Here is a 12,800-nt window from a genome sequence, read left to right as displayed (position 1 = left end):
GTCGCTCAGACGGCGGGGGCCGGGTGGCGGGGTACGGCCGTGCGCGCGCCGCGCCGGTCGGCCAGGAGGGCGAAGGCGATGCCGACGGCGACCCAGGCGCCGAGGACGAGCGCGGGCAGCCCGGCCCCCGTGCCGTCGAAGAAGGCGTTGGCGCGCAGCAGGCTGCCGGAGGCGCCCGGGGGGAGCAGCTGGCCGAGGGCGGCCCAGCCGGTGGGGAGCCAGTGGGGGCCGGTGGCGAGCCCGGAGAGGGGGTTGCCCAGGAGCATCATCAGGGCGCCGCCGAGGGCGAACCCGGCCATGCCGAGGAAGGCATGCAGGCCGAGGAGGGTGGTGGACATGGCGGCCATGCCGAGGATGACGCCGAGGGCGCTCTGGGCGTAGCCGCCGTCGATCGAGTGGGTGGCGAACTGCAGGACGGCGGTGACGGCGGCGCCCGCCACGGCGGAGAACAGCAGGGCTCCCGCCAGGCGGGTCCGCAGTCCGCGGTGGCCGGGGAAGACGCTGCCGAGGATGAGGGCGGGGAAGATTCCGCCGAAGATCATGGGCAGGAGCGCCGAGGTCAGTCCCGTGCCGCGGGGGTCGTCCTCGGTGAAGGGCACCAGGTCGTGGACGGTTGCCTTCGCCCCGTGCTGTGCGGCGACGCCGTCGCCCAGCGCGGTGAGTGCAACGGTGGCGGAGGGGCCGCCGGCGGTCGCGGTGTAGACGTCGACGCCGTGATCGGTGACCGCGAGGCCGCCGGCTATCGCCCGGTCCTCGACCGCGGACCGCACGGCGGCGGGGGTCGCGTAGACGCGGACGTCCCACGCGTCCGCGTCGGCGCCGTCCCGGAGGCCTTCGACGGTCTGCCGGGGTCCGGTGACGCCGAGGGGGACGTGGTGGGGTCCGCTGTGGAGCGAGGGCAGCGCGAAGGCGCACAGCATCGTGGTGATCAGGGCCGCCAGGCCGAGGACGACCAAGGCCAGCTTGCGTCCCGTACCGGGCGGGGTGGAGCGGTTCGACATCGTGGGTCCTTCTCTGCTGCGTGTTCGTGCCGTGCGCGGTGGGGGAGGGCCGGTCGGCGGGGAGCGGCGGCCCGCTTCCCGGCCGGGGCCTGGGCCCCGGCCGGAGTCGGGCCGGGGGGAGGGCGGGAGGGGAGGGCACTGCCGACCGGGGGATCGCGTACGCCGGAACGGGGCTCCGCGGAGCCCGGCCGGGCGCCGGGCCGCCCCGCCCGCCAGGGCCGGAGCCGCCCGGAGTCCGGCGGCGTGCCTCAGGCGCGGGCGGCCGCGGCGGCGACGATCCAGTTCCTGAACTCGACGGCGTAGTGCCGCAGGTGGTGCTCCAGGACGTCCGGCGGGCACGAGGTGGGCACGTAGACCGTCAGGCTCGCGGTGAAGCCGTCGGCGGTGTCGCCGAACTGCGTCAGCGCCCGCCCGACGACCGTGCCGTCGGCCAGGAAGAGGTTCGAGGACATCGTGTGCGGGAAGTCGGACTCCGGCAGCAGTTCGTCCGCGTCCGCGGCCCATGCCATCGCGTCCGTTCCCCAGCCGCCCATGTAGAACGAGCAGACGTGGGGGCCGATGTTCTCCACCACGTTGAACCCGTCGGCGCCGGGGGCCATCACGTAGTGCTCGGGGTGGGCGTCCAGGAGCGGCTTCTCGTCGCCCGCGAAGGCCTTCTCCATCCAGGCCAGGAACTCGCCCGAGGTCAGGCCGCGGGTCGCGAGCACGGTGGTGCCCGGCGTGAAGCGGCCGTCGGAGGCGAGCGCGCTCTCCCGCAGGAAGGCGTTGCCCTCCTCGATGTCCGCAGCCAGGAGGTCGAGGAGGCCCTGGCGTCCGAGCCGCGTCCGGAAGCGGTCCAGTGCGCGGCGGGCGTAGAACAGCTCGAAGTCGTCGATGCTCCCGGAACCCGTGGGCCCCGACTCCAGCGTCACGGTCACGGGCGGGAAGGCCTGCTTGTCGGTCATGGTCGAACCTCCAGTAGAATGCGAATGTGAATTCACGTTCACAATACGAGGTTACCCAGAGGAGTGCACCCCTTGTCAAAGGGACCAGGTGAGACCGCCGCCCGTACGATGCGGGACATGACCGTGGAGCCAGACCGCCCCGTGCCCTACCGGGAGCCCAGGCAGGCGCGCAGCGCCGCGACACTGGCCCGCGTGCTGCGGGCGGCCGAGGAGATCGCCTCCACGGACGGCCTGGACGAGATGACCATCACGGGCGTCGCCGCACGCGCCGGCGTCTCGGTCGGCACGATCTACCGCCGCTTCGAGGACAAGGAGCAGCTGATCACCGCGCTGTCCGAACGGATGCTCGAACGGCGCGAGGAGTACGTCGCCGAGCGGCTGCGCGCGGCCGAGCCGTCGCTCTCCGGCGTGATGGACGCCTACGCGCACGCCCTGCTGCAGTCCTTCGCCGACAGCAGCAGCCTCTTCCCCGAGCTGCTGCGCGCGCGGGGAACCGGGTCACTGGACCGCGGGGCCCGCACCATCACCGAAATCCACCGGCTCCTGCTCGAAGCCGCGGCCCCCTACACCGGCCAGATCCGGCGCTCCGACCCGGAGACCGCGCTGGACACCGCGGCCCGCGCCGTCCTCGGCGCCTGCTTCCACAACTCCGTGCGCCCCGACCCCGCCACCGGCGAGGAGGCCAGGCTCCGCTACGCGGACGAACTCGGCGCCATGGCGATCGCCTACCTCGGCACGCCCGACCGCCCCCGCACCGCGTAGGGCGACGGCGGGGACGGCCTCCTCGGCACCAGCGGACCGGGCAGGCTCCGACCAGGCGGAATCGAGTACCGGGCAGTGCCTTGCGCACGTGAGAATGAGCCATCTCGACCCGGGAGGAACCCATGAGCCAGGACCGCCTGACTCTGCACGACCTGATGCCCGCCCACGAGCTCGCCGCGTCGATCGACGCCGGGCACGTGACCCGCAAGGCGCACCCCGAACTGCCGCTGTCCATCTACACGTACACGCGGACGGCCCAGTACGAGCGCGTCTGGAACACGGTCACCACGCGCTGCCGCGGCCTCGTCGCCGACGACGGCACCGGCACGATCGTCGCGCTCCCGCTGCCCAAGTTCTTCAACGTCGGCGAGCACGAGTCCGGACAGCCGTACGCACCCGCCCTGCCGGACGAGCCGTTCGAGGTCTACGACAAGGTCGACGGCAGCCTCGCCGTGGTCTTCCACTACGCGGGCCGCTGGCTGGTGGCCTCCAAGGCCTCCTTCACCAGCGTCCAGGCCACCTGGGCCCAGCGCCGCCTCGACGGCCGAGACACCTCGGCGCTCGTCCCCGGCGTGACCTACCTGGCCGAGATCCTCTACCCGCAGAACCGCATCGTCGTCGACTACGGCGACCGCCGCGACCTCGTCCTCCTCGCCGCCTTCCGCACCGACGGCACCGAGGTCCCGCTCGCCGAGGCCGCACCCCACTGGCAGGGGGTCGGCTCCGTCGTCACGGTGTGGCCCGCCATGCCCCTCGACGAACTCGTCGCGCTCGCCGACTCCAACACCCTCCCCGACGGAGCCGGCGCCACCGGCACCCAGGCCGAGGGCTTCGTGCTGCGCTTCTCCTCCGGCGTGCGCGCGAAGGCCAAACTGTCCGAGTACGTACGGCTGCACCGCATGCTGACCAGCGTCACCGAACGGGACGTCTGGCGCGCCCACGGCGTCCAGCGGTTCGCCTCGGTGCCCGCCAAGCTGCTCGCCCAGGGACTCAACTGCACCGTCGAGGAGATCGAGGCCGGCGGCAGCAAGCCGCTCGACGCACTGCTCGACGAGGTCCCCGACGAGTTCGACGCCTGGGTGCGCGAGGTCGTCGCCCGACTGGAGGACGAGGCCGCACGCCACGAACGCGCGGTGGACGAGGCGTACGCGGGGCTCGCGCACCTCGGCGCGGACCGGGCCGCCTTCGCGCGGGCCGTGCAGGCGCTGCCCGAGCGCGGACTGCGCGCCGCGATGTTCCTGCGCCTCGACGGCCGCCGCACCGACCTCATCGGCTGGCGCTCGGTGCGGCCCGAGCCCTCCGACCCGTTCGCCACGGACGAGGAGACCGCGCCCGCGCCGGCACCCGCTGCCGCGCCGCCGCCCGGCACGGCGCCCGTACGGCCGGCCGCGGCCGGTGCCCGGGCCGTCCCGGTGCCCGCGCGCACCGTACCCGGCGGCGCCGCGGCCGAGAGGCCCGCCGCCGTACCGGCCGCCCGGCCCGGAACCGTCCCCGAGGAGCCGCCGCTGCCCGTCGTGCACGTCATGACGGGCCTGCCCGCCTCCGGCAAGACCACCGCGGCCCGCGCCCTGCAGGCCGAGGCCGGCGGCCGGATGCGCCGCGTCAACCTCGACGACCTGCGGAGCATGCTCGACCTGCCGGATCCCGGGCGCGGTCGCGGCCACGCGCACGAACAGACGGTCCTGGCCGTCCAGGACGCGGCCGTACGCGCCGCCGTCGACGGGGGTTTCGACGTGGTCGTCGACAACACCCACCTGACCAAGCACATCCCCAAGCGGCTCAAAGCGGCGGTCGGCGGCCTCGCCACGTTCGTCGTGCACGACTTCACCGACGTCCCGCTGGAGGAATGCCTGCGCCGCGACGCCGCCCGGGAGCGGCAGGTCGGCGAGGAGATCATCCGCATCCTGGCCGACAAGCACCGCAAGGCCCGCAAGGGCGGCTGGCGGCTCACGGCGGAGTGGATGAACGGCGGATCCGACGGCTCCGCGCCGCCGCCCGTGACCGGGTACGTCCCCGACCCGGCGCTGCCGGCCGCGGTGATGTGCGACATCGACGGCACGCTCGCGCTGACCGGCGACCGCGGACCGTACGACTTCTCGCGCTGCGGACTCGACCTGCTCAACGAGCCGGTCAAGCGCGCCCTGGACGCCTTCCGGCGCGCCGACGGCGACACCGTCGTGCTGCTCTCCGGACGCAGCGAGGAGCACCGGCCGCAGACCGAGGCCTGGCTGCGCCGGTACGCGGTGCCGTACGACGAACTGTGGATGCGCGCGGCCGGGGACACCCGGCGCGACGACGTGGTCAAGGCCGAGCTGTTCGACGCGCACGTACGCCACCGGTACGCGGTGCGGGTCTCGCTCGACGACCGGGACCGGGTGGTGGCGCTCTGGCGGCGGATGGGCCTGCCCACCTGGCAGGTCAACTACGGGGACTTCTAGCCGTGGCGGCCCGGGTGCTCCTGGTGGACGGGGCGAACGTCGTCGGCTCGGTACCGGACGGCTGGTGGCGCGACCGGCGCGGCGCGGCCGAGCGGCTGCGCGACCTGCTCGCGGCGCGGGAGGGCGACGAGGAGGTGGTGCTCGTGCTCGAAGGCGCGGCCCGCGGCGTCCGGTCCGTGCCCGGGGTGCGCGTGGACGAGGCGCCCGGAAGCGGTGACGACCGGATCGTGGAGCTGGCCGCGGCCTACGCGGAGCGCGGCTGCACCGTGGTCACGGCCGACCGGGAGCTGCGCGAGCGGGTCCGGGCGCTCGGCGCCGACTGCGCGGGCCCGCGCACCGTGCGTCCCGCACCCTGACCGGGCCCCCGTTCCTCCACGGGGTGGCCTCGGGCCGCTTCCGCCTCCCCGGGACGCGCCCGGAGCCGCGGCCCGCCCGTCCCGGCCCGGGATGCGGCGGGCCGCGGGCCGCCGCACAGTGGGAGCCATGGGTATCGACGACTACGGCGGCGGCCCCGGCGCGCAGCAGACGGGCGTCCTCGTCGTGACGACCAACGACGTCCCCGGTTACCGGGTCGAGCAGGTCATCGGGGAGGTCTTCGGCCTGACCGTGCGCTCCCGGCACCTGGGCAGCCAGATCGGCGCCGGCCTCAAGTCGATGATCGGCGGCGAGCTGAAGGGCCTCACCAAGACCCTGGTGGAGACCCGCAACCAGGCGATGGACCGGCTCATCGAACAGGCCACGGCGCGGGGTGCGAACGCCGTGCTGACGATGCGTTTCGACGTGACCGACGCCGCCGACGTCGGCACCGAGGTGTGCGCCTACGGGACCGCCGTCGTCCTCGTGCCCGCCGCCGGGTAGCCACTCCGCCGCGCGTCCGCCCCGCCCCCGACGGCGCGCGCCCGCGCCCGGGGCCCTGGGCCCGCAGCGTAAATCCAGGACGCCGCTCCGCCGGCCGGCGGCGGTGAACTCCTCGTGCCGCAGGGGCGGATGAGCGTGAAGGCCGTGGACAGCGAGGAGACCGCCGGTGAGAACGGCAGCGCCGCCAACGTCCTGGACGGCGACGCCTCCACCCTCTGGCACACCCGGTGGTACGCCGCCACCGCGCCGATGCCGCACGCGCTGACCCTCGACCTCGGCGCCGCCTACGACGTCTCGGCCCTGCGCCACCCGCCCCGGCAGACGCGGGGCCACGGCCGCATCGCCGACTACCGGGTGTCGACCTCCACCGACGGCGTGACCTGGGGACCCGCCGCGGCCACCGGGACCTTCGCCGACGGCGCCGGCGGCCAGGACGTCGGGTTCACCCCGAACGGCCCGCTACGTCAGGCTCACCGCCACCCGCGAGGTGGGCGGCAACCCGTGGACCTCGATCGCCGAACTGAACGTCGGCCACCGCCCGTAGCACCCCGCGCCGCCCCCGAACGGCCGTCGTCCGGCGCCCCCGCGCAGTACGGTGGACCCTCGCGACGAGGAGGTCGGATGACACGACGCAAGTCGGCGGCGGAGGTGTTCGACGCGCTGGCGGAGCGCTACGAGGAGGCGTTCGGCCGGGTGCCCGGGCAGCTCGCCGCACTCGACTGGCTCACCGCCCGGCTGCCCGCCGGAGCCCGCGTGCTCGACGTCGGCAGCGGCACCGGGCGGCCCACGGCCGAAGCGCTGGCCCGGGCCGGCTGCGCCGTCACCGGCATCGACGTCTCGGCGGCCATGGTCGCCCTGGCCCGCAGCCGGGTCCCGCAGGCACGCTTCGAGCAGGCCGACGTACGGACGTACGCGCCCGGACCGGAGGGCTTCGACGCGGTGTGCGCCTTCTTCCCCCTGCTGGTGATGGACCAGCCGGAGGTCGCGGACGCGCTGGACCGCATGGCCTCGTGGGTGGCGCCGGGCGGCTACTTCGTGATGGCGACGGTGCCCGGTGACATCCGGGGCCTCGACATCGAGTGGATGGGCCACGAGGTCACCGTCAGCAGCCTCTCCACCGAGGACCACCTGTCCCGGCTCGCCGACCGGGGCCTGGAGGTCCTCCACCACCACACGGCGGCCTTCCGCCCCGCGGGCGGCCTGGCGGAGCCGGAGGAGCACCTCTTCTGCTACGCGCGCCGCCCGGCCTGACGGACGGTCCGGCGGCCCGGCGCGGTTCCGGCCGGGCGGCCCGCCTCACGACCGGCGCGGTGCGACCGACCGGTGCCGTACGACCGAACCGACCGGTGCGGTGGGACCGACCGCGGACCGTCAGCCGCGGACCGACTGCTGGGCGCGGAAGCGCACCGGGGCCGTGCCCCCCGGCGGCTGGACAGGCGGCTGAAGCGGGCCGGGTCCTCGTGGTCGAGGGCGCGCGGCCCGACGACCGGCAGCCGTCCCCGCCGCACCTCCACCCCGAGGCGGACCAGGCCGAGCGTGCGGTGGTTGGCGGTGGGGGAGAAGTACCGCATCCCACTGCCGTACGGGGGCGTCGCCCTCTGCGGATTGTGATCCACCGGGCCGGGTGCCTCAAGGGGACCCCGGCCCCGGTCCGGTGCGCACGGCCGCGTCGGCGGGGCCCGGACCGCCGGCGCGGGACCGGCCCGCCCCGTCCGGTCGCCGCGCGGCCGGCGACACGGTCGCCGGTGGGTGCGCCGGAGCGCGGCCGGGTGCCGGGACGGCGGCGGAGTCCGGGGCGCGGTCCGGGCGCAGGCCCGCCGCCAGACCGGCGACCACCACGGCCAGGCCCAGCCACACCGTCGGCTCCGGCACGCCCCCGCCCGCCACGACCCCCGCCGCGGCCGCCGCGAGCGGGGCGATCCCGGTCAGCAGCCCGGCCCGGCCGGAGCCCACGGCGGCCACGGTGCGGTACCAGAGCAGGAAGGCCACGGCCGTCACCATCACGGCCAGGTAGCCGGTGGTGGCCCACTGGGCCGGGCGGAGCGACCCGAGGTCGGCCGGGCGCTCGAACAGCAGGGTGAGCACCGCCAGCATCGCCGCCCCCAGCCACACCGCGTGCACCGACACCCCCCACGGCCCGTGGCGCCGCAGCACCGGTACGGCGAGCAGGGTGAAGCCCGCCTCGCAGCCCAGCGCGAGCGCGGCCCACCCCACCCCGGCGGCATCGGTGCGGCCGGTCCCCTCGACCAGAACGGCCCCGGCGACCACGACGGGAGCGGCGAGCAGCACCCGACGGCTGGGCCGGCGCCCCTCCAGGACCGGTCCGACCAGCCCGAGCAGGACCGGCACCGAGGCCACCGCGACCGCGATGACGGCCGGTTCGGCGTGCGCGACCCCGCGGACGACGGCCACGTTGAACAGCACCAGCCCGCTCGCCGCGATCCCGGCCAGCCACAGCCACTCGCGGCCGCGCGGCCGCAGGAGCGGCACGCGGGCGGCCCGGGCCAGGGCGACCAGCAGCAGGGCGGCGGCCGCGTAGCGGACGGCCTGGACGCCGAAGAGGGGGGCGTCGACGAGGGAACGGGAGGCGGTGACGCTGCTGCCGACCAGCACCATCCCGGCGGTACCGGGTGCCAGGTCCCGGAAGGCGGTGGGGGTTCTCATACGGTCCAGCCTGGCCGCACAATGGTCCGGTGAGCAGGTCCAAAGAGGGCGTAGTCAAGGGGTCCACAACGCCGGACGGGACACCCGCGGCCGATGCCGCGGACCGTGCGCACCGGGCCGGGCACCCGCGCGGCGGCGCGGGCGGGTCCCCGACCGAGGCCGCCGGCCCGGGCGGTGACGGCGGCGCGGACGCGGGCCGGGGCTCCGACTTCCTGCAACTCGACCTGTCGGGCGCCCCGTCCGGCGGCCGAACCGCATGGCTGGCCGCCCGGCTCCGGGCCGCCATCGCCGACGGAACCCTCCCGGTCGGCAGCCGCCTTCCGGCGAGCCGGGTGCTCGCCGCCGAACTCCGCGTCTCCCGGGGGCTGGTCACCGAGGCGTACCAGCGGCTCGCGGAGAGCGGCCAGGTGTCCGGCCGCGGCCGGGCGGGCACCGTGGTCGTGGCCGCCCCGGCCCCGACGCCCGCCCCGGTCCCCGTCCCGCCGCGCGGCGGGCTCGTCGACGCCCTGCGGGCAGTGCCCTGCCGGATCGACCTCTCGCCCGGCGTGCCCGACCTGACGGCCTTCCCCCGGACGGCCTGGCTCCAGGCCGAGCGCCGAGTGCTCGCCGGGCTCACCCCGGCCGACTTCGGCTACGGCCAACCCCAGGGCGCACCCGCCCTGCGCTCCGCCGTGGCCGGCTGGCTGGCCCGCAACCGGGGCATCCGTGCCGACCCCGACGAGGTGGTGATCGTCGCCGGAGTCGCCCAGGCCCTCGGACTGCTGGCCAGGGTGGCGCGGGAGCGGGGCGTCCACCGCGTCGCGGTGGAGGACCCGGGCTCGCCGGGCGCGCGGCAGCAACTGGCCTACGAGCGGATGGAGGTCGTCCCGGTCCCGGTGGACGGGGCCGGGCTCGACGTGGCCGCCCTGCGCGCGAGCGGCGCCGGGGCCGTCCTGCTCACACCGGCGCACCAGTTCCCGACCGGGGTGGTGCTCGACGGCGAACGCCGCCGCGACCTGCTCGGCTGGGCGACCGCCGGGGGACTGGTGATCGAGGACGACTACGACGCCGAGCACCGCTACGACCGCGCCCCCGTCCCCGCGCTGCGCGGCCTGCTCCCGGAGCGCGTCTGCTACGCCGGCAGCGTGTCCAAACTGCTCGCTCCGGCCCTGCGCCTGGGCTGGCTGCTGGTCCCGCCCGCGCTGCGCGACTCCGTCACCGAGGCCAAGCGCCACGCCGACCTCGGCAACCCGGTCCTCGCCCAACTGGTGCTGGCCCGGCTGATGGACTCGGGCGAGCTGGAACGGCACCTGCGGTTCGTCCGCCGCCGCCACCGGCGCCGCCGGGACGCCATGCTGCGCGCGCTCGCCGAACGGCTGCCCGGGGCCCGGGTGCACGGCGCGGCGGCGGGCCTGCACCTGATGGTCACCTTCGACGGAGCCCGCTTCGAGGACACCGCCCTCGCGGCGGCGGCCCTGGCCCTCGGCGTCAAGGCCCACCCGCTCTCCTGGCACCGCCTCGCCCCGGGCCCGCCGGGCCTCGTCCTCGGCTACGCGGCCGGCCCGACGGGCGCGATCGAGGAGGGCATCGCCGTCCTCGGGGCGGCCCTGCACGATCTGGAGGGCCCGGCCGCCGGGAAGCGTCCGCGCCGCCCCTGAACCGCGCCGGGCCGCCCCGCCCGGGCCCGGCGACCGTCCCGCGGCCCGCACCCGTCGCGGCGCCGAACCCGGCCCGCACGGCGCCCCCTCGGCACGGGCCCGCCGGGGCCGCGAAAAAACTTCCACGACGGCGGCAACCACCCGGCCGGTCGCGCGTCGTGCGGGGTGAAGGGCGTGATCCGGCGCCCTCGACCCGACCGTGGAGAACCACCGTGAAGAACCTGAAGCGCGTCCCCCTGCCCGTCCGCCGGGCGGCCGCCGTCGCCGCCGCTGCCGCCGCCGGTGTGGTCGTCGCTCTCGCCGGGCCGGCCTCCGCCGCGACCACCGACGCGGCGGCCCCCGTCGCGGCGTCCCCCAGCGTGCAGCCGGACTCCGCCTCCCCGCAGCCCCCCAAGGCCAGCGCGGCCCCCGTACCGTCCGTCAGCACCCCGGGCGCGGGCGGCGGCGCCGCTCCGGCTCCGTCCGTCAGCACCCCGGGCGGCGCCCCGCGGAGCTCCTCGCCGAGCGCCGCCCCCGAGGCGCCCGGCGTCTCCGAGCCGAGCGCCGCCCCCGGCACCGGCGGATCGTCGGGTGCGCCCGAGCTCGCGCATACTGGAGCCTCCTCCACGACCACCGCCGCCCTGGGCGCCGGAGCCGCCGGCCTGGTCGCCGTCGGCGCCGGGACCCTGTACGCCGTACGGCGCCGCGCCAACGGCTGAGGAACTCCGTGCTCCACCTCGTCACGACCGCCGGCCCCGCCACGCCCGTCACCGAACGGGCGCGGCGGGGCCTGTGGTCGTTCCTGCGCCGCGACCGCCCGGCCGCCCGGCGGGCCCCGGCCCCGTACCCCTCCCACGCGTACCGGACCGGCCCGTACCCGCCGGACCGGGGCGGCCTCGCGCCCGGGTACGGGGACCCCGCCAACGACGGACCCCCGCCCACGGTGACCGCGCTGTACCACGCCCACCGGCTGGGCATGGTCCGGCTGGCGGTGCTGCTCGTCGACGACCTGGCCACGGCCGAGGACGTGGTGCAGGACGCCTTCACGGCCCTGTACCGCCGCCACGGCGAACACATCACGGAGGTGGACAACGCGCTGGGCTACCTGCGCACCGCCGTGGTGAACACCTCGCGCTCCGTGCTGCGCCGCCGGCGGACCGTACGGGCCTGGACGCCGCCCGCCGCGGGCGAGGCGCCGTCCGCGGAGGCACACGTCGTCCTCGGCGAGGCGCACCGCGAAGTCCTCGCCGCGCTCGGCCGGTTGACCCCGCGCCGGCGCCAGGTCCTGGTGCTGCGGTACTGGGCGGACCTGAGCGAGGCGGAGATCGCGGCCACGCTCGGGATCAGCCGGGGGTCGGTCAAGTCCACCGCGAGCCGCGGTCTGGACGCGCTGGAACGGATTCTGGAGGGACGGGTATGACGCCCACGGCGCATCACGGTGACGGCGCACACCCCGCGGACCCCGTCCACCCCGCCGAACGGCTGCTGCGGGAGGCGCTGGACGCGAGGGCGGCCGGGATCACCGTCCGCGAGCTGCGTCCGGCCGACCCGCCGGGCCCGCACCTGCGGCGCTCCCCGTCGGCCCGGCTGCGGGGGTTCGCGCTGCCGCTGGCCGCTCTCGCGGCGGCGGCCGCCGCGCTGGTGGGCTGGCTCGTCCTGGCCCCGGATCCGAGCCCGGCCCCGCCGGCCGCGCCCCCGGAACTCACCACTCCGGCCCCCGTCCCCACGTCCACCCGGGCCCCCACCCCCGCGCAGGGCCGCACGCCCGAACCGGCCGTGCCGCGGGTGTCCGCGTCGGATTCCGCGGCGTCCGGCGCGGGTGCGTCCCGGTCGGCCTCGCCGCCCCGGCAGCCGCAGGGCTCCCCGAGCATCTCGCATCCCCCGTCATCGTCCCCCTCGGCCCGACCCGGGCCGGTGTCCCCGGGGCCCGGCGCGCGATGAGCGGACGGTGCCGGTCCGGGGCGTGAGGGAGCGCCTCGGACCGGCACCGTCCGGACGGGGGAGGGGGAGCGGTCAGGCGGGGGAGGGGGCCGTGTTCTTGACCACCGAGACCAGGGGGGCCAGCTGCGGGTCCCCGGCCGCCTCGTCCAGCGCCTCGCTGAGGGCGGCGTCGTTCGTGGGCCGGGCCGCGGCCAGCAGGGCGAGGCCGGCCTCGCTCACATCGGTGTAGATGCCGCGCCGGTCGGTGTCGCAGATGTAGCGGTTCAGCAGGCCGCGGTCCTCCAGCCGGCTGACGAGGCGCGTCGTCGCGCTCTGGCTGAGCACCACCGAGTCCGCGACCTGGTGCATGCGCAAGTGGCCGCCGGGACCGCTGTGCTGGCGGCTCAGGACGTCGAGCAGGGAGTACTCCCGCACGCTGAGGCCGTGGCCCGACTGGAGGGCCCGTTCGATGTGCGTCTCGATCCGGCCGTGCAGGAGGGAGAGGGCGCACCAGCCCTGCGCGAGGGCGGTGAGCGCGCTGTCCGTGGCCGTCATGGGGCTCCTCCACTGCGTGCGGCGGAGCGCGGGAGGCGCGGT

The 12,800-nt window shown here is 76.6% G+C and carries 13 protein-coding genes; 9 read left to right on the top strand and 4 right to left on the bottom strand.

Going from position 1 to position 12,800, the window contains the following annotated elements:
- Positions 1-5: 5 nt before the first annotated feature.
- Together CP968_RS04100 and CP968_RS04095 are read right to left on the bottom strand one after the other, a co-directional pair.
- Positions 6-1,001, bottom strand: a complete 996-nt coding sequence (locus CP968_RS04100; protein ID WP_150516680.1) for a hypothetical protein — start codon at positions 999-1,001, stop codon at positions 6-8.
- Positions 1,002-1,249: 248 nt separating this feature from the next.
- Positions 1,250-1,945: a hypothetical protein gene (locus tag CP968_RS04095; RefSeq protein ID WP_150516679.1), complete on the bottom strand. Its 696-nt coding sequence runs from the start codon at positions 1,943-1,945 to the stop codon at positions 1,250-1,252.
- Positions 1,946-2,062: 117 nt separating this feature from the next.
- On the opposite strand from CP968_RS04095, the gene CP968_RS04090 reads away from it, so the two are divergent.
- The 5 genes from CP968_RS04090 to CP968_RS04065 all read left to right on the top strand — a co-directional run bounded on the left by CP968_RS04090 (position 2,063) and on the right by CP968_RS04065 (position 7,254).
- On the top strand, positions 2,063-2,707 hold the full coding sequence (locus CP968_RS04090) for a TetR/AcrR family transcriptional regulator (protein ID WP_229886290.1): 645 nt from the start codon (positions 2,063-2,065) through the stop codon (positions 2,705-2,707).
- A gap of 122 nt (positions 2,708-2,829) precedes the next feature.
- Complete coding sequence (locus CP968_RS34640; protein ID WP_229886288.1) at positions 2,830-5,145, top strand: phosphatase domain-containing protein; 2,316 nt, start codon at positions 2,830-2,832, stop codon at positions 5,143-5,145.
- A 2-nt stretch (positions 5,146-5,147) separates the two neighbouring features.
- Positions 5,148-5,501 (top strand): PIN domain-containing protein, encoded by a 354-nt coding sequence (locus tag CP968_RS04075; RefSeq protein ID WP_150516678.1) that lies wholly within the window; start codon positions 5,148-5,150, stop codon positions 5,499-5,501.
- A gap of 127 nt (positions 5,502-5,628) precedes the next feature.
- A complete protein-coding gene (locus tag CP968_RS04070; protein WP_150516677.1) occupies positions 5,629-6,003 on the top strand; it encodes a YbjQ family protein in 375 nt (124 codons plus the stop codon).
- Positions 6,004-6,132: 129 nt separating this feature from the next.
- Complete coding sequence (locus CP968_RS04065) at positions 6,133-7,254, top strand: methyltransferase domain-containing protein (RefSeq protein WP_150516676.1); 1,122 nt, start codon at positions 6,133-6,135, stop codon at positions 7,252-7,254.
- Positions 7,255-7,632: 378 nt separating this feature from the next.
- Here CP968_RS04065 and CP968_RS04060 read toward each other — a convergent pair whose 3' ends face one another.
- Positions 7,633-8,667 (bottom strand): DMT family transporter, encoded by a 1,035-nt coding sequence (locus tag CP968_RS04060; RefSeq protein ID WP_150516675.1) that lies wholly within the window; start codon positions 8,665-8,667, stop codon positions 7,633-7,635.
- Positions 8,668-8,879: 212 nt separating this feature from the next.
- On the opposite strand from CP968_RS04060, the gene pdxR reads away from it, so the two are divergent.
- The 4 genes from pdxR to CP968_RS04040 all read left to right on the top strand — a co-directional run bounded on the left by pdxR (position 8,880) and on the right by CP968_RS04040 (position 12,224).
- Positions 8,880-10,304 (top strand): MocR-like pyridoxine biosynthesis transcription factor PdxR, encoded by a 1,425-nt coding sequence (pdxR, locus tag CP968_RS04055; protein ID WP_150521703.1) that lies wholly within the window; start codon positions 8,880-8,882, stop codon positions 10,302-10,304.
- Positions 10,305-10,516: 212 nt separating this feature from the next.
- Positions 10,517-11,002, top strand: coding sequence for an LPXTG cell wall anchor domain-containing protein (locus CP968_RS04050; protein WP_150516674.1), 486 nt, complete (start codon positions 10,517-10,519; stop codon positions 11,000-11,002).
- Positions 11,003-11,010: 8 nt separating this feature from the next.
- On the top strand, positions 11,011-11,703 hold the full coding sequence (locus tag CP968_RS04045) for an RNA polymerase sigma factor (RefSeq protein ID WP_229886286.1): 693 nt from the start codon (positions 11,011-11,013) through the stop codon (positions 11,701-11,703).
- A complete protein-coding gene (locus tag CP968_RS04040) occupies positions 11,700-12,224 on the top strand; it encodes a hypothetical protein (RefSeq protein WP_150516673.1) in 525 nt (174 codons plus the stop codon). The genes CP968_RS04045 and CP968_RS04040 overlap by 4 nt, the downstream gene beginning before the upstream one ends.
- Positions 12,225-12,296: 72 nt before the next feature.
- On the opposite strand, the gene CP968_RS04035 is transcribed toward CP968_RS04040, so the two are convergent.
- Entirely contained in the window at positions 12,297-12,758 is a 462-nt protein-coding gene (locus CP968_RS04035) for a MarR family winged helix-turn-helix transcriptional regulator (RefSeq protein WP_150516672.1), read from the bottom strand.
- Between the last annotated feature and the right edge of the window lie 42 nt (positions 12,759-12,800).

This window comes from Streptomyces subrutilus (assembly GCF_008704535.1).
In the GTDB taxonomy this organism is placed as follows: domain Bacteria; phylum Actinomycetota; class Actinomycetes; order Streptomycetales; family Streptomycetaceae; genus Streptomyces; species Streptomyces subrutilus.
Note: the sequence above shows the minus strand (reverse complement) of the source record. Positions and strands in the feature narration are given on the sequence as shown.